General features: G+C 60.3%; 13 protein-coding genes, 3 tRNA genes and 1 pseudogene. 10 read left to right on the forward strand and 7 right to left on the reverse strand.

The annotated features are described in order from the left end of the window. Window positions 1-44 precede the first annotated feature (44 nt). The 3 genes from RVY79_RS16115 to RVY79_RS16125 all read left to right on the forward strand — a co-directional run bounded on the left by RVY79_RS16115 (window position 45) and on the right by RVY79_RS16125 (window position 3,612). A complete protein-coding gene (locus RVY79_RS16115; RefSeq protein ID WP_317465467.1) occupies window positions 45-587 on the forward strand; it encodes a SprT-like domain-containing protein in 543 nt (180 codons plus the stop codon). A 153-nt stretch (window positions 588-740) separates the two neighbouring features. Next, complete coding sequence (gene acs / locus RVY79_RS16120; RefSeq protein WP_317465468.1) at window positions 741-2,690, forward strand: acetate--CoA ligase; 1,950 nt, start codon at window positions 741-743, stop codon at window positions 2,688-2,690. A 259-nt stretch (window positions 2,691-2,949) separates the two neighbouring features. Further along, a complete protein-coding gene (locus RVY79_RS16125) occupies window positions 2,950-3,612 on the forward strand; it encodes a response regulator transcription factor (protein ID WP_317465469.1) in 663 nt (220 codons plus the stop codon). 104 nt (window positions 3,613-3,716) lie between these two features. Here RVY79_RS16125 and mntR read toward each other — a convergent pair. From mntR to RVY79_RS16155, 6 genes and pseudogenes are all read right to left on the reverse strand, one after another. Then, window positions 3,717-4,139, reverse strand: a pseudogene (mntR, locus tag RVY79_RS16130) (manganese-binding transcriptional regulator MntR); the annotation flags it as partial. Between the two features lie 10 nt (window positions 4,140-4,149). Then, complete coding sequence (locus tag RVY79_RS16135) at window positions 4,150-5,430, reverse strand: Nramp family divalent metal transporter (RefSeq protein ID WP_317465470.1); 1,281 nt, start codon at window positions 5,428-5,430, stop codon at window positions 4,150-4,152. A gap of 137 nt (window positions 5,431-5,567) precedes the next feature. Beyond that, a complete protein-coding gene (locus RVY79_RS16140; protein WP_317465471.1) occupies window positions 5,568-9,518 on the reverse strand; it encodes a NahK/ErcS family hybrid sensor histidine kinase/response regulator in 3,951 nt (1,316 codons plus the stop codon). 66 nt (window positions 9,519-9,584) lie between these two features. Continuing rightward, complete coding sequence (locus RVY79_RS16145) at window positions 9,585-10,100, reverse strand: hypothetical protein (protein ID WP_317465472.1); 516 nt, start codon at window positions 10,098-10,100, stop codon at window positions 9,585-9,587. A gap of 93 nt (window positions 10,101-10,193) precedes the next feature. Further along, the gene (locus RVY79_RS16150; protein WP_317465474.1) at window positions 10,194-11,975 is read right to left on the reverse strand and encodes a sodium:solute symporter family protein; all 1,782 of its coding nucleotides are present in this window, start codon (window positions 11,973-11,975) and stop codon (window positions 10,194-10,196) included. A 6-nt stretch (window positions 11,976-11,981) separates the two neighbouring features. Further along, window positions 11,982-12,242 carry a DUF4212 domain-containing protein gene (locus tag RVY79_RS16155; protein WP_317465475.1) on the reverse strand — a complete coding sequence of 87 codons (261 nt, stop codon included), beginning with the start codon at window positions 12,240-12,242 and terminating at the stop codon, window positions 11,982-11,984. A 555-nt stretch (window positions 12,243-12,797) separates the two neighbouring features. Between RVY79_RS16155 and RVY79_RS16160 the strand changes: the two genes are divergently transcribed. The 3 genes from RVY79_RS16160 (at window position 12,798) to ttcA (ending at window position 16,251) form a co-directional block, all read left to right on the forward strand. Further along, window positions 12,798-14,615, forward strand: coding sequence for a putative nucleotidyltransferase substrate binding domain-containing protein (locus tag RVY79_RS16160; protein WP_317465476.1), 1,818 nt, complete (start codon window positions 12,798-12,800; stop codon window positions 14,613-14,615). A gap of 76 nt (window positions 14,616-14,691) precedes the next feature. Continuing rightward, window positions 14,692-15,309 carry a 3'-5' exonuclease gene (locus tag RVY79_RS16165; protein WP_317465477.1) on the forward strand — a complete coding sequence of 206 codons (618 nt, stop codon included), beginning with the start codon at window positions 14,692-14,694 and terminating at the stop codon, window positions 15,307-15,309. Window positions 15,310-15,396: 87 nt separating this feature from the next. After that, complete coding sequence (ttcA, locus tag RVY79_RS16170) at window positions 15,397-16,251, forward strand: tRNA 2-thiocytidine(32) synthetase TtcA (protein ID WP_317465479.1); 855 nt, start codon at window positions 15,397-15,399, stop codon at window positions 16,249-16,251. 3 nt (window positions 16,252-16,254) lie between these two features. Here ttcA and fnr read toward each other — a convergent pair whose 3' ends face one another. Then, window positions 16,255-16,998 (reverse strand): fumarate/nitrate reduction transcriptional regulator Fnr, encoded by a 744-nt coding sequence (fnr, locus tag RVY79_RS16175; RefSeq protein WP_317465480.1) that lies wholly within the window; start codon window positions 16,996-16,998, stop codon window positions 16,255-16,257. Between the two features lie 98 nt (window positions 16,999-17,096). Here fnr and RVY79_RS16180 point away from each other — a divergent pair, with 98 nt between their 5' ends. The 4 genes from RVY79_RS16180 (at window position 17,097) to RVY79_RS16195 (ending at window position 18,224) form a co-directional block, all read left to right on the forward strand. After that, window positions 17,097-17,843: an alpha/beta family hydrolase gene (locus tag RVY79_RS16180; protein ID WP_317465482.1), complete on the forward strand. Its 747-nt coding sequence runs from the start codon at window positions 17,097-17,099 to the stop codon at window positions 17,841-17,843. Window positions 17,844-17,899: 56 nt separating this feature from the next. After that, window positions 17,900-17,975: transfer RNA gene (locus RVY79_RS16185), tRNA-Val, on the forward strand. Window positions 17,976-18,026: 51 nt separating this feature from the next. Then, window positions 18,027-18,103, forward strand: a tRNA-Asp gene (locus tag RVY79_RS16190). A gap of 47 nt (window positions 18,104-18,150) precedes the next feature. Further along, window positions 18,151-18,224: transfer RNA gene (locus RVY79_RS16195), tRNA-Asp, on the forward strand. Window position 18,225 lies beyond the last annotated feature (1 nt).

The following is an 18,225-nucleotide window of genomic DNA, read 5'->3' on the forward strand; positions in this document are numbered from 1 at the left end:
TGAGTGGTGGACGCCTGACGCGTTGGGCGGCATTCTAGCATCCCATGATGTCCGTCACCTTGCCCTCTCCCGATAACGATTGGTTGGCGTCGCTCGACGAACCGGCTCTCCACGAGGCGCTGCATGCGCGCGTCGAGGCGGCTTGGCGCGTCGCCCTCGATGTTCATCCTTCTCTGCCGCGCCCCGGCGTGTGGTTGGACCTGCGCGGCAAAGGCGCCGGTCAGGCGCACTTCACCCGTGGTGGCCTGCGTTTCAATCCGGTCCTGCTGCGCGAGAACCGTGAGGCGTTCATGGTGGACGTGATCCCGCACGAGATGGCGCATTGGCTGGTCTTTCACCTCGAGGGGCCACCGGCGCGTCCGCACGGCCACGAATGGCGTACCGTCATGCAAAAGCTCTACGGTTTGCCGCCACGTACCACGCATCGTTTCGATGTCACGCGTGCCAGTCCCGCGCCATATTGCTACCGTTGTGGATGCGCCACCGAGCATCGATTTTCCGCGCGGCGCCATGCACGGGCGCAACGCGGCACCGCCTATCATTGCCGACATTGTCGACAGCGCTTGCGTTTCGTTGCGCAAAAGTGATGTAACTCAATGAATTAAAAAGAAAAATTGATAATACCAAGGTCTAATAGGGCGCCAGGGGGGCTACGGGTATATGCTGGACATACATTATTGGACGGTCACGCCGTAAATGGTGTGGCCGATCATCCATTTCTCGACCTTTGCGAGGAAGCCATGACCGAACAGCAGAAAGTCTACCCGGTGGCGGAAGATTTCGCCGCCAATGCCTGGGCGGACAACGAGACGTACCTGAGCCTTTATCAGCGCTCCGTCGACGACCCCGAAGGCTTCTGGGCGGAACAGGCCGAGTCTCTGGATTGGTTCAAGGCGCCGACCAAGATCAAGAATACGTCCTTCGCCTCCACCAACGTGGATATCCGCTGGTTCGAGGATGGTGAGCTCAACGCCGCCTACAACTGTCTCGACCGACATCTCGAGACCCGCGGCGATCAGCCGGCGATCATCTGGGAAGGCGACGACCCGGGGCAGGACAAGACCATCACCTACCGCGAGCTGCATGCCGAGGTGTGCCGCTTGAGCAACGCGCTCAAGGAAATGGGCGTCACCAAGGGCGATACCGTCACCCTGTACATGCCGATGATTCCCGAGGCGTCGGTGGCCATGCTGGCGTGCGCGCGTATCGGGGCTATCCATTCGGTGGTCTTCGGCGGTTTCTCGCCGGATGCTCTGGCTCAGCGCGTGGTCGATGCCCAGTCGCGGGTGGTCATCACCGCCGACGAGTCGGTGCGTGGTGGCAAGCACGTACCGCTCAAGGACAACGTCGATGCCGCGATGACCCGCGATGGCACTGAGATCGTCGACAAGGTACTGGTGGTGCGTCGCACTGGCGGCGAGATCGAATGGCACGCTGACCGCGACGCCTGGTATCACGAGTGGGTCGAGCGCCAGTCCAGCGAATGCCCGGCGGAGAAGATGAACGCCGAGGATGCGCTGTTCATTCTCTATACCTCCGGTTCCACTGGGCGTCCCAAGGGGCTCAAGCACACCACCGGGGGCTATCTGCTCTATGCGGCGCTGACGCATCGCTATGTGTTCGACTACCACGAGGGTGAAGTGTACTGGTGCAGCGCCGACGTGGGCTGGGTCACCGGACATAGCTACATCGTCTATGGCCCGCTGGCCAACGGTGCGACCACGCTGATGTTCGAGGGCGTGCCGAGCTATCCCTCGCACGGGCGCCTCGGTGAGATCATCGACAAGCACCAGGTGTCGATCCTATATACGTCGCCGACCGCCATCCGTGCCCTGATGGCGCATGGCGAGAACATCATGGATTCCAGTCGGCGTGACAGCCTGCGTGTGCTCGGTTCGGTGGGCGAGCCGATCAACCCCGAAGCGTGGAGCTGGTTCTACCGCGTTATCGGTAATTCGCGCTGCCCGATCGTCGACACCTGGTGGCAGACCGAGACCGGCGGCATCATGATCACGCCGTTGCCGGGGGCTACCGATCTCAAACCGGGCTCCGCCACGCGGCCGTTCTTCGGCGTGCGGCCGGCGCTGCTCGACAATGACGGTAATGTGCTCGAAGGCGCTACCTCGGGCAATCTGGTACTCCTCGATTCCTGGCCCGGTCAGGCGCGCACCATCTGGAACGATCACGAACGTTTCGTGCAAACGTACTTCTCTCCCTATGAAGGTGTCTACTTCACGGGCGATGGCTGCCGTCGCGACGAGGATGGCTACTACTGGATCACCGGCCGCATCGACGACGTGCTCAATGTCTCCGGGCACCGCATGGGGACCGCCGAGATCGAATCCTCCTTGGTGGCCCACAGTGGCGTGGCCGAAGCAGCTGTGGTGGGGTACCCACACGATATCAAGGGACAGGGCATCTATATTTATGTCACCCTGAGTGATGATGCCGAACCCAGCGAAGAGCTGCGCAAGGAATTGACGCAATGGGTACGTAAGGATATCGGACCGATTGCGACGCCGGATATCATTCAGTGGGCGCCGGGGCTGCCGAAGACACGTTCCGGCAAGATCATGCGGCGTATTCTGCGCAAGATCGCCGCCAATGAGTGCGAAGGCCTGGGTGACACCAGTACGCTGGCTGATCCGAGCGTGGTCGATGAGTTGATCGAGCATCGCGCTAATCGTTGACACGTGTTGAGGTGGGTATCCAGCGTCGGTTCGTTCGACACGGGGCGGCACGCCAGCTCGCCTCGGGTGCCCACCCGACTTCCGCCGGCCGATGGCCGGCTTTTTCGTGCCACCAGGAACGTTCGGGGGTGCGTCGACGCAAGGCTTGGGTATTGTCTACAGCATGGGGTAACATGCTGAAAACAAGAAGTGAACCTAATGCTTGCCGATGACAATCGCGGCACGACCGTTCGCTCCAGGGGGATCCGGAGGAGACACAATGGCTTTTGCCCAGAAATTCATCGTCGCCGATGACCACCCGCTGTTTCGTGCCGCGCTCAACCAGGCGTTGCGCCAAGTAGCGCCACAGGCGGAGATCGTCGAAGCCGACACTATGGAGGCGACCACCGACATGGTGATGCGCCATCCAGATGCCGATCTTATCCTGCTCGACTTGCACATGCCGGGTGCGCATGGCTTTTCGGGGTTGATCCAACTGCGCGGTCAGTCGCCCGAAGTGCCTGTGGTCGTCATCTCGGGCAGCGAGGAGCCGCCGGTGGTACGTCGTGCCATCGACTACGGCGCGTCGGGTTTCATTCCCAAGTCCTCATCGCTGGATGTTATCGCCGAAGCGATCCGTGAGGTGCTCGAAGGGGAGGTCTGGTTGCCCGAGGCGATGGCCGATGTTCTCGGGGAATCGAATGAAGATGAAGCGCGCTTCGCCGAAGCCATCGCCTCGTTGACACCCCAACAGTTCCGAGTGCTCAACATGTTGAACGAAGGCCTGCTCAACAAGCAGATTGCCTATGAGCTCAACGTGTCGGAGGCGACCATCAAGGCGCATGTCACGGCGATTCTCCGCAAACTGGGGGTGCATTCGCGCACTCAGGCGGTCATCGCCGCGCAGAAGCTCGAGGTCGAGCCGCCCAAGGTCGAGTCCTAGGCGGCGATCCACAAGGCCATGTGAGAGACAAGAAGCCGTTCCCGTTAGACACGGGAACGGCTTCTGCGATTGTGGGTATCGTTGCTCGTAGGCAAGACGGTGGTCTATGGACGCGGCTGACGCTGCAGGAATTCTCGCATGGCGTTGACGGTTTCTTCACTGCAGTGATGCTCGATGCCTTCGGAGTCGGCGCGCGCGACTTCCTCGGGTACACCGAGCGCCCGCAAGGCATCGAGGACGACTCGGTGGCGCGCCATGACGCGCTTGGCGAGTGCGTCCCCCTCGTCGGTCAGGAATATCCCGCGGTAGGGGCGAGCGACGGCAAGCCCGTCGCGTTTCAAGCGCGCGATGACTTTTGACACTGCCGCTGCGCTGACGCCGAAACACTCGGCCAGATCGCTGGCACGAGCTTCGCCCAGCTGCGTATGCAGGTGCGCAATTTCCTCGACATAATCCTCGACCAGTTCGGTCTGATGATCCTGCCGGACGCGTTTGAAATATTCGTGCTTGGGCTGAGACTTCATGCAACCCCTGCTTTCAGTGTCCCGTGAACGTAGAAAATAGCACGTACGCGTTGAGGAGGACGATCAACGTGCACACGATACCGCCCACCACGGTTACCGATTTGTGATTGACCAAGTTACCCATGATACGGCGATTGGCGGTGAAGAAAAGCAGCGGGATTAGCGCGAATGGAATCCCGAAGCTGAGAATCACCTGACTGCCGACCAGGGCTTTCTGCTCGGACACGCCGAGCATGATGATCACCAGCGCCGGCAACATGGTCACCAGGCGGCGTAGCCAGAGAGGGATCGTGAAGGCCACGAAGCCTTGCATGATCACCTGCCCGGAGAGTGTACCGACGATGGACGACGACAGTCCGGCGAGCAACAAGGCGGCGCCAAAGACATGACTTGCCGTGACCTGACCCAGCATCGGTGCCAGCAATTTATAGCTATCACTGATAGTGGCGACATCGAGGCGTCCATTAGCATGGAAGACCGCCGCCGCCATGGCCAGCATGCTGATGTTGACCACGCCAGCGATGGCCATGCCGATGATGACATCAAGACGATAGTAACGCATCAAGCGCAAGCGATGAGCGTCGTCTTTTACTTGAATCCGTTGCTGCGACAGCGCCGAATGCAGGTAGATGACATGTGGCATGACCGTGGCGCCGAGTATGCCCGCTGCCAGATAGAGTGAATAGCCGTCCGGGAAGCCGGGGATCAACAGCCCCTTGAGCAGGGGCGTTGGTGCCGGTCGGCTGAGCACTAGCTCGAGGATGAAACCGCACGCCACAGCCAGGATCATCGCGCCGATGACGATTTCCATGAGCCGGAAGCCGTAACGGTAGAGATGCAGCGCCAGGTAGGTGATCGCCCCGGTGAGCAACGCGCCTTCCATCAGCGATAGCCCGAACAACAAATTGAAGGCCAGCGCCGCGCCGAGGAACTCGGCGAGGTCAGTGGCAATGGCCACGATCTCTGCTTGTATCCAGTAGCACCAGACCACAGGGCGCGGATAGCGCGCGCGAATCACCTGGGGCAAGTTGCGCCCGGTGGCGAGTCCCAGGCGTGCCGACAAGGTCTGGATCAGCATGGCCATCAAGTTGGCGGCGAGTACCACCCACAGCAGGGTATAGCCGTAGCGCGACCCCGCTTCGATATTGGTAGCGAAGTTACCGGGGTCGATATAGGCCACCGCCGCGATCAGCGCGGGACCGAAGAAGGCCGTCCATCCCCAGCGTCGGGCCGTGCCGTTGAGCGCCGATGCCGCTTGCTCGCGTATCGCACTGTCGGAAATCGTACTCAGCATGGTAGCGACTCTAAGTTAACCATGGTTAATCGAATGTCTGAAGGTTAACTTAGAGGCCTTGGCTTGACCAATAGTCGTTGTCCCAAGAGGCGATTGAGTGTGACTATCATTTTTCCCGTTGCTGTCCGTCGCTGACGCTAGCGATCCTGACGAGCGGCACGGTTGGCTTGCAGGGTGCGTGTCAAAAGCGCGCGCAAGGCGGCGGGGCGCACCGGCTTGAGCAGCAACTGGTAGCCATTGCGACGAATCTCCTCGGCGACCTCGTCGGTGCGGTCGGCGGTGATCACGATACCCGGGACGGGGCCTTCGCAGAGTTCCTCAAGCGCTTCCAGAGCCATCAGCCCGGTAACTTCGTTGTCCAGATGGTAGTCGGCGAGAATGGCTTCGGGGTCGCTGTCCAGGTGGCGTAACACCGACTTGGCGCCACCGATGGACGTGGCGGTGAAGACTTCGCACTCCCAGCCATCGAGCATCGCCTTCATGCCCTCAAGGATCAGTGTCTCGTTGTCGATACACAGGATTCTGGCGCCCGCGAGTTTGTTGCCGGGACGTCGCGTGGGCGTATCCTCGGCGCTTTTTTCCTGCTGGCGTCCCTCGACCCGGGGCACCGACACCGAGAACACGGTGCCGACGTTTTCCCACGAGCGAATCTTGATGGGATGCTCGAGCACGCGGCTCATGCGGTCGGCGATGGACAGCCCGAGCCCCAGGCCTTTCTCGCTCTCCTTGTGACGCGAGGCCTGGTCGAGGCGACGAAATTCCTGGAAGATTTCCGCCTGCTTGGCTTCGGGAATCCCCGGCCCGGTATCCCAGACCTCGATGCTCAAATGCTCGCCCTGACGCCGGCAACCCATCAGCACACGCCCTTGCTGGGTATAGCGCAGTGCGTTGGAGAGGAAGTTCTGCACGATGCGGCGCAGCATCTGGGGGTCACTGTCCACCCAGGTGCCGGTGGCGACAACATCCAGGTCGAGGCCGCGATCTGCTGCCATGACTTCGAACTCGGCGCGCAGCGGGCGCAGGATATCAGTCAGAGGAAACTGCGAACGGCGTGGCGTCAGGGCGCCGGCATCGAGTTTGGAAATGTCGAGCAGCGTGCTCAAAAGCTCCTCGGCGGCCTGCAGAGAGTTGTCGATATGGCCGATGGTATGGCGCAGTTCATCGGCCTCGACTTGCTGTCCCAATGCCGAGGTGAATAGACGCGCGGCGTTGAGCGGTTGGAGGAGGTCATGGCTGGCGGCGGCCAAAAAGCGTGTCTTCGAGGCGTTGGCCTCCTCGGCGACCTGCTTGGCCTGGCGCAACGCCGACTCGGCCTCGGCGCGCACGCGGTTTTCCTGGCGCAGGGCCGCGTTGGCCTCCGACAGCGCCTGGGTCCGCTCGCGGACGCGTTCCTCGAGATTTTCGTTGGTTTCACGCAAGGCGATTTCGGCGAGGCGACGCTCGGTGATGTCCTGATAGAGGGCGAAGAACCCGAGTACGCTCTCGCCTTCGCCGAAGTGGGGCGTGTAGGTCACCAGCATGTAACGCACGCCGCCGTCGCCGTCGTCCTGCGATATTTCGAAGCTTACTCGCTCGCCGGCCAGGGCGCGATGCATCCATGGCGAGCGCTCGCGAATGACCTGGGCGGGCATGACGTGATCGAAGCGCTCACCGATCGCCTCGTTGCGGTCGATGCCCATCGCCGCTTCGTAAGCGCGGTTGGTGAAGAGGTAACGGCATTCCTTATCGAAATAAGCGATCAGCGCCGGTACGTTGTCGGTATAGATGCGAATGTTGTTTTCGGAGCGGATCAGCGCCTCTTCAGTGCGCTTTTGCTGGGTGATGTCCTGATAGGTGTAGACGAAACCACCGCCGGGCATGGGGTTGCCCTGAACCTCGAGCACGCTGTCATCCTGACGATAGCGCACGTAGCGGTGTGGTTGCCCCTGGCGAATGTTGTCCATCAAGAGTTCGACGTGCTCTTCGGGGTCGCCGGGACCGTATTCACCGTTATGCGCGTTGTAGCGTAGTATCTTGTCGAACGGTGCGTTGACACGGATCAGGTTGTCGGGGAAGCGAAACAGTTCCAGATAGCGCTGGTTCCAGACCACCAGGCGCGCGTTCTGGTCGACCACGCTGATGCCTTGGTTGATGTTCTCGATGGTCGCCTGCAGCAACGCGCGGTTGAACTCCAGCACCTGCGAGGCTTCGTCGACGATCGATATGACATCCGAGATGCCGATGCCACGCCCTTGAAGCGCGGAGTTGACCACGATGCGTGCCGAGGACGCCCCGAGTACTGAGGACAACAAACGCTCGGTGAACTGGATGACGTCGATCGAGGCGCGGGTGTTGTCGTCCACGGATTGGCCGCCGCGGCGGGAGTAGTCCTCGAAGGCGCGCTGTACCTGACCGGTGCCCAGGAAGCGCTCGCACAGCACCTTGAGATCGCCCACTGTGGTGGCGCCGGTCCAGGGGCGGTTAACCGATGTCTGTCGAGTTTCGATGCTATCGACGAACAGCGAGGCCTGGATGCGCTCGACGACGCGCTGCGGCGTGATCTGCGAGACGAAGATATAGCAGAACAGATTGAGCCCCAGCGAGAGCATCACGCCATGGGTGAAGCTGTCGCCGACGTTGAGTCCGAAAAGATGCGTCGGCGCTAACCAGTCGATTCCTAGTGGGCCGTTGGTCAGCCAGGTCAACGGTAGCAATTCGGCCTGGACCAGTGACGGTAGCAGCAGGGTATAGGCCCATACCGCGAACCCGACATTCATGCCGGCAATGACACCGAGGCGATTGCCACGTTTCCAGTAAAGTCCGCCCAGTAAGGCAGGTGCGAACTGGGCGGCCGCAGCGAACGACAACATGCCCGTCGAGGCCAGAGTGCTGTATTCGGCGATCAGGCGATAAAAAATGTAGGCCAGCAGCAGGATGACGACGATGGTCGCGCGTCGCGCACGGAGCACCAGCTTGGCGTAGTCGCCTTCGGTGACGAACCAGCGTAGACGGAACAGCAGCGGGATGATGATTTCGTTGGAAATCATGATCGACACCGCCACGGCGGCCATGATGACCATGCCGGTTGCCGCCGAGAGCCCGCCGATGAAGGTGAGCAGTCCTAGCCATTCGTTGCCGCCGGCCATGGGCAGCGCAAGCATGAAAGTGTCGGGATTGACGTTGCCCTCAGGGAATACCGTCAGGCCCGCCGCCGCGATAGGTAGCACGAAGAAACCGATGGCGGCCAGATACAGTGGGAATAGCCAGCGGGCGCGTTTGGCGTCGTCCGCATGGGTGTTTTCCACCACGGCGAGGTGGAACTGGCGAGGCAAGCAGAAGATCGCCAGCATCGCGAGTAGCGTCTGAGCCCAGAAACCGTGACCGAAATCTTGCTCTGTCAACTGGCGCTGCAATTCCAGATAGGTATCGGCGCGACCGAACAGGTCGCCGAGGCCATCGAACATGCCCCAGGTGACATAGGCGCCGAGTACCAGAAATGCCACCAGCTTGACCACCGATTCGAAGGCGATGGCGTGAATCAGGCCCTCGTGATGCTCGGTGGCATCGGTATGTCGCGTTCCGAAGAGAATGGCGAACAGTGCCATGACGGCTGCGATATAGAAGGCCGTATCGCCGAACACAGGCGCTCGGGTCAGGTCGCCGCTGTCGGTCAGTACGGTGAAGGCGGAGGCGACGGCTTTGAGCTGCAAGGCGATGTAGGGCAGCGTACCGATCAAGGCCACCAGGCTGGCGAACGCCGCCAACGACTGGGTCTTGCCATAGCGCGAGGCGATGAAGTCGGCGATCGACGTGACGTTCTGGCGTTTGGCGACGCGGATCATCTTGGCCAGAACGGGCCAGAACAACAGGAAGGTCAGGATTGGGCCGACAAAGATGCTGGCGAAGGACCAGCCAGCCGTGGCAGCCTCGCCGACGGCGCCATAGAACGTCCACGACGTACAGTAGACTGCCAGCGCGAGGCTGTAGACGATGGGGCGTCGCCTGCCTGGTCCATGGCGCTTGGCCTGGCTGTCGCCACGCCAAGCGATGGCAAACAATACAGCGATGTAGATCAGCGATACGACGATCAGTAGCCAGCCAGCAAACATGCTCTCTCCCCTATGTCTGCCGCCATTCTAGGGTAATCCGCTGGTGCGCGTCAGTCGTCCTTACGCTCAGGGCGTTTCACATAGAGCCTGGTACAGCGGCGCGTCGGCGCCAATCTCGCGTAGCGCGGAGGTGTCCGGTTGGCGCTCGTCACCGATCAGGGGCACCCATTGTCGTTTGCTGCAATTCATCAGGTAGGCTTGATGGCTCACGCGGTCCGTGAATTGTTTCTCGAAACGGTAGAGGATGAATTCCACCATGCGCTGGCCGTTGGCCTCGGTGGTGCGTAGGTGATCGCGATCGATCACCTCGAAGGCGACGGGTAAGGGGTACAGATACGTCCAGGGACGCCAGAACATCGAATCATATTCGACATCGACGACCTCGGCGGAGCCGGGCAGTTGCTGCTGCTTGGAAGTCAGCCAGTTGTATTCATAGTAGATCTGATAGCTGAGCATCCCCACGCCTGCTAGTGCCGGCACGATCCAGCGGGGCAAGCGCTTGCCACTGAGCTGCCGCAGGATCAACCCGATCCCCGCCGCGCCGAGGCCGGCAAATATCGCCGCGATCAATTGCCAAATCATAATGTCTCCCTGCAACGAAATCGGGCCTCCCCCTGGGAAGCCCGATAGTGTGATCCCGTGGCCCGGACCCGCCGGGCCGATGGGTATTATGGCTTAGTGGTTGCTAGCACCACCAGCACCTTTGGGATAGCGCACGCTTTCTACCAGTTCCTGGATCTCCCGAGGTGGTTCCTCGGATAATTTGGAAACGAGGTAGGCCACCGCGAAGTTGATGATCGCGCCCACCGCACCAATCGACAGCGGGGAGATACCCAATACCCAGTTTTCGGGTGTGTCCGCCAAGTTATTGGTGCCAGGAATGAAGAACCAGCCCTTGTAGACGAAGATGTAGATCAAGGTAAAGATCAAGCCGGCCAGCATCCCGGAGACGGCCCCTTTGTTGTTAACCCGCTTGGAGAAGATGCCCATCATCAACACCGGGAATAGCGAGGCCGCGGCGATACCGAAGGCCAATGCCACGACCTGAGCCGCGAAGCCTGGCGGATTGGCGCCCAGATAAGTGGCGACCACGATGGCGACCGACATCGAGATACGAGCTGCTCGTAATTCCCCTCGTTCCGTTATGCGTGGATTGATGGCCCCCTTGATCAAGTCATGACTGATCGCCGAGGAGATGGCCAATAGTAGCCCGGCCGCGGTGGAGAGTGCCGCTGCCAGGCCACCGGCGGCGATCAGCCCGATCACCCAGGGTGGTAGGTTGGCGATCTCCGGGTTGGCCAGTACCAGGATGTCGTTGTTGACGGTCAATTCGTTGCCTTCCCAACCGCGCTCGGAAAAGTCGGCACCATCGTTGTAGAACTGGATGTTGCCGTCGTTGTTCTTGTCCTCGAAGGTGATCAGTCCTGTTTCTTCCCAGGTCCGAATCCACTCCGGCCGATTTTCGTAGGCGATGGGATTGGCGGCAGCGGCGTCGTAATTCTCGACCTGACCGGCCATGTCGGGGTAGATGGTGGTCATCAGGTTCAAGCGTGCCATGGAGGCCACGGCCGGCGCGGTCAGGTAGAGCAGGCCGATGAACACCAGTGCCCAGCCGGCGGACCAGCGTGCGTCCGCCACCTTGGGAACGGTGAAGAAGCGCATGATGACGTGCGGTAGGCCAGCGGTCCCGATCATCAGCGAGAGCGTGAACAACACCATGTTGAGCTTGTTGTCCACCATCGCCGTGTAGGCATCGAAGCCCAGTGCGGTCACTACTTCGTTGAGCTTGGCGAGCAGCGGCTGACCCGAAGCGTTGTGGTCGGAGAACAGGCCCAGTGGCGGAAGCGGATTGCCGGTCAGCTCTAGCGAAATGAAGACCGCCGGAATGGTATAGGCAATGATCAGTACGATGTACTGAGCCACCTGCGTGTAAGTGATGCCTTTCATGCCACCTAGCACGGAATAGAAGAACACCACGACGGCGGCGATGATTAGGCCGGTGGTTGCATCGACCTCCAGGAAGCGTGAAAACGCTACGCCAGCGCCGGCCATCTGGCCTATGACGTAGGTCAGGGAAGCCACGATCAGGCAGACGACTGCCACCATACGTGCAGTCTTGCTATAGAAGCGGTCGCCGATGAATTCGGGCACCGTGAACTTGCCGAATTTTCTCAGATAAGGCGCCAGAAGCAGGGCCAGCAGCACATAACCGCCCGTCCAGCCCATCAGGAAGGTGGAGTTGGCGTAACCGCCGGCGGCGATGAGGCCCGCCATGGAAATGAAGGATGCGGCGGACATCCAGTCAGCCCCGATCGCCATACCGTTGGTGATCGGGTGTACGCCGCCGCCGGCTACGTAGAAGTCTTTGGTCGAGCCCGCCTTGGCCCAGATGGCGATACCAATGTATAGAGCGAAGGAAGCGCCGACGAACAGGATATTGATGGCAAATTGACTCATGCTGGCTTACTCCTCGAGTCCGAATTGCTTGTCTAGCCGGTTCATCTTCCAGGCGTAAAAGAAGATCAGGCCAATGAACGTCAGAATTGAGCCCTGTTGAGCGAACCAGAAGCCCAAGTCAGTGCCACCGATGGGAATGCTAGACAGCAGGGGGCGCAGAAGGATCGCGCAGCCGTAAGAGACCAGTGCCCAAACGATGAGGCAACCGGTTATTAGACGCACGTTGGCTTTCCAGTAAGCCTCGGCATTGGTTTTTTCATCTGCCATGGTGTCGCTCTCCACTGATAGGGATATGTGGGTGTTGTGATGAGTGTATGCGAAACGCTTCAAAGCAATCGCAGGTATAGAACATTCTGTAGGGTGACGTCATTGATACGATAGTGGCGCTAGACTTTTATCGACAATGACGGCGCTGTCTAGTGAGTGTTAACTACCTGGGATTGCCTTGAAAGCCATGCTGATGATAGTGGCCAATGACGGAGAAAAAAGAATCCCATACTTTGGTATCAAGCCATTAGTTTAAAGAGTCATTTTTTGAATTATCATGCTTTTCATTGGGTTGTGAGGGGAGCCAAGGATTCGTAGCAGGCTTATAAAAAAGACGTCAGCGAGTCTTGTGGGGCATCAGGCAATGGCTTTTTTGGGGCGTGGTTTCAGCGTAGAACGATAGTCTATGTGTCGTAATAAAAATCGGCTTTGCTATCCTCGAACGCGTAATATGGTAAGCATCTTTCGGCCGTGTTACCGAAAAGTATAAGGAACATGAAGCGGTAATGATGACACCAAGTCGTGCCAGGGCCGGCACAGGACGAGGGTACTACCATGGTCGATATCAACCTCACACAGCCACCTTTCAATCTACTCGATGAACCAGGGCGGCAGCGTGTCCGGGACGGCGTCGATCTCGCCTATTTCAATGAGGGCGAGGTGATACTCGATGCCGGTCAGCGGGGTGAGTATGTGTTCCTGATTCACAAGGGCGAAGTGGCCGAGCTCGACCTCAATGCCAGCGAGGGGGACCGACGCATCGGTCATTACACTGCGGGTGATCTGTTCGGTGCGATCAGCATCCTCAATGGTACGAGCCGTTATAGATTTCAGGTCGAACAGGAAAGCCTGTGCTATTTGCTGCCGCGAGCGCTTTTTGAGGAGATCTGTAACGCCTATCCCGCCTTCGACGACTTCTTCCACCAGCATCTGGCAGAAAAGGCACACGATGTGCTTCAGCGGCGGGCGGAGGGGGGCATGAGCATGGCGCGCTTCATGCTGGCCCGGGTGGCGGAGTGCATGCGCGAGCCTGTGGTGGTCGAGGGGCGTACCACGATTGCCGAGGCCGTTACGCAATTGCGTGAGTGCCATGCGGACAGCTTGCTGGTCAGTCATGCGGGACGCTGTGGCATGGTCACCAAGACCGACCTGCTCGATGCGCTGGTTCAGCAAGGTTTGCCGCATTCCGCCGAGGTGGGCGGCATCGCGCATTTCACGCTGATTACCTCGCATGCCGATGACTATCTCTTTACCGCGTTGGTAAGCATGACGCGTCATGAAGTGGCGCGTGTCGTGGTGATGGAAGGGGCGCAGGCGGTGGGCGTTGTCGAATTGACCGATGTGCTGGGCTATTTTTCGAGCCGTGCCCATGTCGTCAGCCTGCAGATCGAGCAAGCCGAAGATATCGATGCCCTGGCGCATGCCAGTGCGCGACTGCCACAACTGATTCATGCGTTGATGGCGCAAGGGGTGAAGCTACGTTTCGCCATGGAGCTGCTGGCGGCGCTCAATGGGCGCATCATCCATAAGGCGTTTCGTTTCCTGATGCCTGAAACGCAGCTGGAGCAATCATGCTTACTGGTCATGGGCAGTGAAGGGCGCGGCGAGCAGATCCTCAAGACCGATCAGGACAATGCTCTGATCCTGGCCGATGGCAGTGATTGGCCGGGTCTCGAGGAGGCCATGGGGAGCTTGACCGACACACTGGGCAGACTCGGCTATCCGCCATGTCCGGGCAACATCATGGTCTCCAATCCGCAGTGGGTGGCGAGCGAGTCGGCATGGCGCGGCAAGATCGCCCGCTGGGCTTCAAGCCGCGATCCGGATTCGCTGATGAATCTCGCCATCATGCTCGACGCCCATGCCATCGCCGGCAACGCGAGCTTGCTCGAAGGGCTCCGTGAGCACTTATTCGCGCGCGGTTCCCACGATGAGTTGCTTCTCTCGTACTTCGCTCGGGGCGTGTTGCGCTACTCCACGCCGCTGACCCTGTTTGGCACCCTCAAGCGCCCGGAGCATGGCATCGATATCAAGAAAGGCGGGCTTTTTCCCATCGTACATGGCGTACGCACGTTGGCGCTGGAACGCCGTGTCGCCGCCACCTCGACGTTTGCGCGTCTCGATGCCTTGGTCGACGACGGCCGCCTCGACCGCCCTTTCGCCGACGATCTGGGCGAAGCCATGGCGTTGTTCTCCGAACTGCGGCTGCGCCAGCAATTGGAAAGCCTTGAAAGTAACGCTACGTCACAAGAGCCCAATCACGTGATCGTGCAGCGTCTCAGTGGTTTCGAGCGTGACTTGTTGCGCGAGGCGTTGCATACGGTCAAGGAATTCAAGCAACGCTTGTCGCAGCGTTTTCATCTCGAATATTGAGATCACGAGAGGCATAGAGGCGAGTGGCCGAGGCAGCGCGCGCGGGCTATCGTCAGAGGCATGGGGGGAGGTTGCGATGATAAAAGCATTACGTCGTGCCGGTGATCGGCGCCGCCAGTTGGGCGGGCATCACGCCTGGCGCTTCGAGCCGTATTGCGGCAGCGAGGTCATCGCCCTGGACTGCGAGACGACCGACCTGGACCCGCGACGCGCGGAGTTAGTGGCACTAGCGGCGGTCAAGATACGCGATGGGCATGTCCTGACCAGCGAGTCGCTGGACCTGCGCCTGCAGCGACCGGAGAGCCTGTCGGGCAACTCCATCCGCATTCATGGCTTGCGCGGCGTCGATCTGTGGGGTGGCGAGGCGCTGGGCGATGCACTCGATCGTTTGCTCGACTTCATCGGCAATCGTCCGTTGGTTGGCTGGTGCATCGATTACGACGTCGCGGTCATCAATCGTCACCTGCGCCCGCGTACAGGGTTCGACCTGCCCAACCGGACGCTGGATGTCTGCCGGCTGTATGCGCGTGAACGCCGGCGCGTGCAGCCGGACATTGAGCCGGATGTGCGTTTCGAGGCCATGAGTGAGGCCTTGGGCGTGCCGATCATGGGGCGCCATACGGCGTTGGGCGATGCCGTGACTACGGCGCTGATGTATCTGCGCTTGTATCACGGACGCGCGATCAGTGCCTGAGCGTCCAGGGCCGACACTTCGTCGTGATGACCTGCGGTGGTAACATGAGAGGATTCACTTACCACGGCAGGTCAAAGCGTTATCGTCATGCACGCACTCACTGGCCAAGACAAACTGGCATTCAACAAGTTGCAAAAACGCCTGCGGCGCCAGGTGGGAAACGCCATCGTCGACTACGGGATGATCCGCGACGGCGACAAGGTCATGGTATGCCTCTCGGGGGGCAAGGATTCCTACACCATGTTGGATATCCTCATGAACCTGCAGCGTAATGCGCCGGTCTCGTTCGAGCTGGTGGCCGTCAATCTCGACCAGAAACAGCCGGGATTCCCTGAGCACGTGTTGCCCGAATATCTGGATGGCGTGGGCGTGCCTTACCACATCGTCGAGCGTGATACCTATTCGGTGGTCAAGGAGAAAACCCCGGAAGGAAAGACCACCTGCGCGCTTTGCTCGCGATTGCGGCGTGGCACGCTGTATGGCTTCGCCGAAGAGATCGGTGCCAACAAAATCGCGCTGGGCCATCACCGCGAGGACATGCTGGAGACATTGTTTCTCAACATGTTCTTCGGCGGCACGCTTAAGTCGATGCCCCCCAAGCTACTCTCCGACGACAATAAGAATGTCGTCATTCGGCCCTTGGCGTATTGCCGTGAGGCCGATATTGCCGAGTATGCCGAATGGCGCGAGTTTCCGATCATTCCCTGCAATCTGTGCGGTTCGCAGCCCAATCTTCAGCGCCAGGTGGTCAAGGAGATGCTCGCGGAGTGGGAGGAGAAACACCCCGGGCGCCTGGAGGCGATGTTCAAGTCGGTCACCAATGTGGCGCCGTCGCAGCTGGCCGACCGCAACCTCTTCGATTTCGAGGGGCTGGAAGACAAGCAACGCGAGTTCCAGAGCAAGCGCATCGAGACACTCGACGTGCTGACCCGCGAGGCGTGACGCTCACTCCCGAAGCGACGTCTCGCTGCGCGCTACGGCAGCGAGGCGCTCATGCTCGAGCAACGTGATTTCGCGGCGTGCTGCTCGCAGCAACCCGGCCTGCTGAAAACGGCTCATCAAACGGCTGATGGTTTCTACCGCCAGGCCGAGATGATTGCCGATATCGGCACGCGCCATGGGCAGGCGAAAGCGCGTGGGGGAGAAACCACAGCGCTGGAAGCGGCGCGACACGTCGATGATGAAGCTGGCGAGGCGTGCCTCGGCGGTGTGGCCGGCGAGCCGACAAAGCCAGTGTCGGTCGTCGTGAAGCTCGCGGCTCATGCTGCGGTAGAGCGCATGGCGCAGCTCGGGCAGATCAACGGAGAGGCGGTCCAGTTGAGCGAAGGGAATCGCGCATACGGCCGTGGTTTCCAGCGCTTCGACGCGTCCCGGATGGCCACCGCTGGCGAGACCATCCAGACCGACGAGTTCGCCAGGCAGGTAAAAGTGGGTGATGCGCTCCTCGCCGTGGGCTTGCGCGACGCTTTGCTTGAGGCTGCCGCAGCGCACCGCGAAAAGATGGGTGAACGGGGTCGTGGCATCGAAAAGCGTTTCCCCACGCTTGAGGGGCGCGCGCCGCCGGATGATGGCGTCGAAATCGTCGAGATCGTCGAGTCCCAGCGCCAGCGGCAGACACAGCGAATTGAGCCGGCATGTCTGACAATGGGCATGCATCGGCGAGGCCGGAATGGCGGTGTCGTCGGTCATGGCGTTTTCTCCTAGGACGCGCCTACCTTAGGGGAGCGCGTGAACCCCGTCAAAGCTGCATAGTGACGCACCCTGCTACCTAATGAGAACTGGCTGATATGAGCTTCGAGCATGCCTATGCCGCGACGCCACGCTCACTGACGTCACTGCACGAGAGCGGCGTCTCGCCCGGCGTCGCGTCGCAGTATTTTTATCTGGACGACCTTGGCCCTCTGGAAGTGCGTGGCGAGCCGCGTGTGGGGCGCTTGTTGCTGACCCATGGCGCCGGGGCAGGGCAGACATCGCCCTTCATGCAGCGCTTGCGCGAGTCACTGGCGCTGCATGGCGTGCAGGTTTGGGCCATCGATTTCGCTTACATGCAGCGGATATGGCACGAAGAGCGTCGGCGCCCACCGCCGCGTGTCGAGCGTTTGGTCGACGAGCTGGCCGTATGGCGCGACGCGTTGATCCCACTCGCCGACGACACACCATCGTCGCTGTGGCTGGGTGGCAAGTCGATGGGCGGGCGCGTGGCGAGTCTGCTGGCGGCACGCGATCAAGCGGCGGGCCTGGCATTGTTCGGCTATCCATTTCATCCGCCCGGCAAGCCCGAGCGCACGCGACTGGCGCATTGGCCGAATCTGACCTGCCCAACCTGGGTGTTGCAAGGCACGCGGGACCCGTTCGGGGGGGAGAGCGAAGTGCGTGAATATGCCTTGCCGGCGACGGCGCACGTGCATTTTCTTGACGATGGTGATCATGACTGGCAGCCGCGACGACGAGCCGGGCATGATCAGGCAGCGTTGATCAAGGAGGCGGCGCGTGTCGTGGCCGCTGCCATGCAGGCAAGTGAACGAATCAGATGAATGTAATCGGTTGACTTTCCACAGTCTCTCTGTAGAATGCAGCGCCACGTGACCACGGGTGGTTAGCTCAGTTGGAAGAGCACCAGCCTTACAAGCTGGGGGTCACTGGTTCGAGCCCAGTACCACCCACCATTACGCGAAATGCGTTTCGAGTGATGGGGACACGTAAAAGAAGAATGCAGCGGACCGGTAGTTCAGTTGGTTAGAATGCCGGCCTGTCACGCCGGAGGTCGCGGGTTCGAGTCCCGTCCGGTCCGCCAGTTCTTCATCGGAAATTCGACAATGTGTGATCCGCATTGTATTCAGCGGACCGGTAGTTCAGTTGGTTAGAATGCCGGCCTGTCACGCCGGAGGTCGCGGGTTCGAGTCCCGTCCGGTCCGC

The organism is Chromohalobacter sp. HP20-39, from assembly GCF_033052815.1.
Lineage (GTDB): Bacteria > Pseudomonadota > Gammaproteobacteria > Pseudomonadales > Halomonadaceae > Chromohalobacter.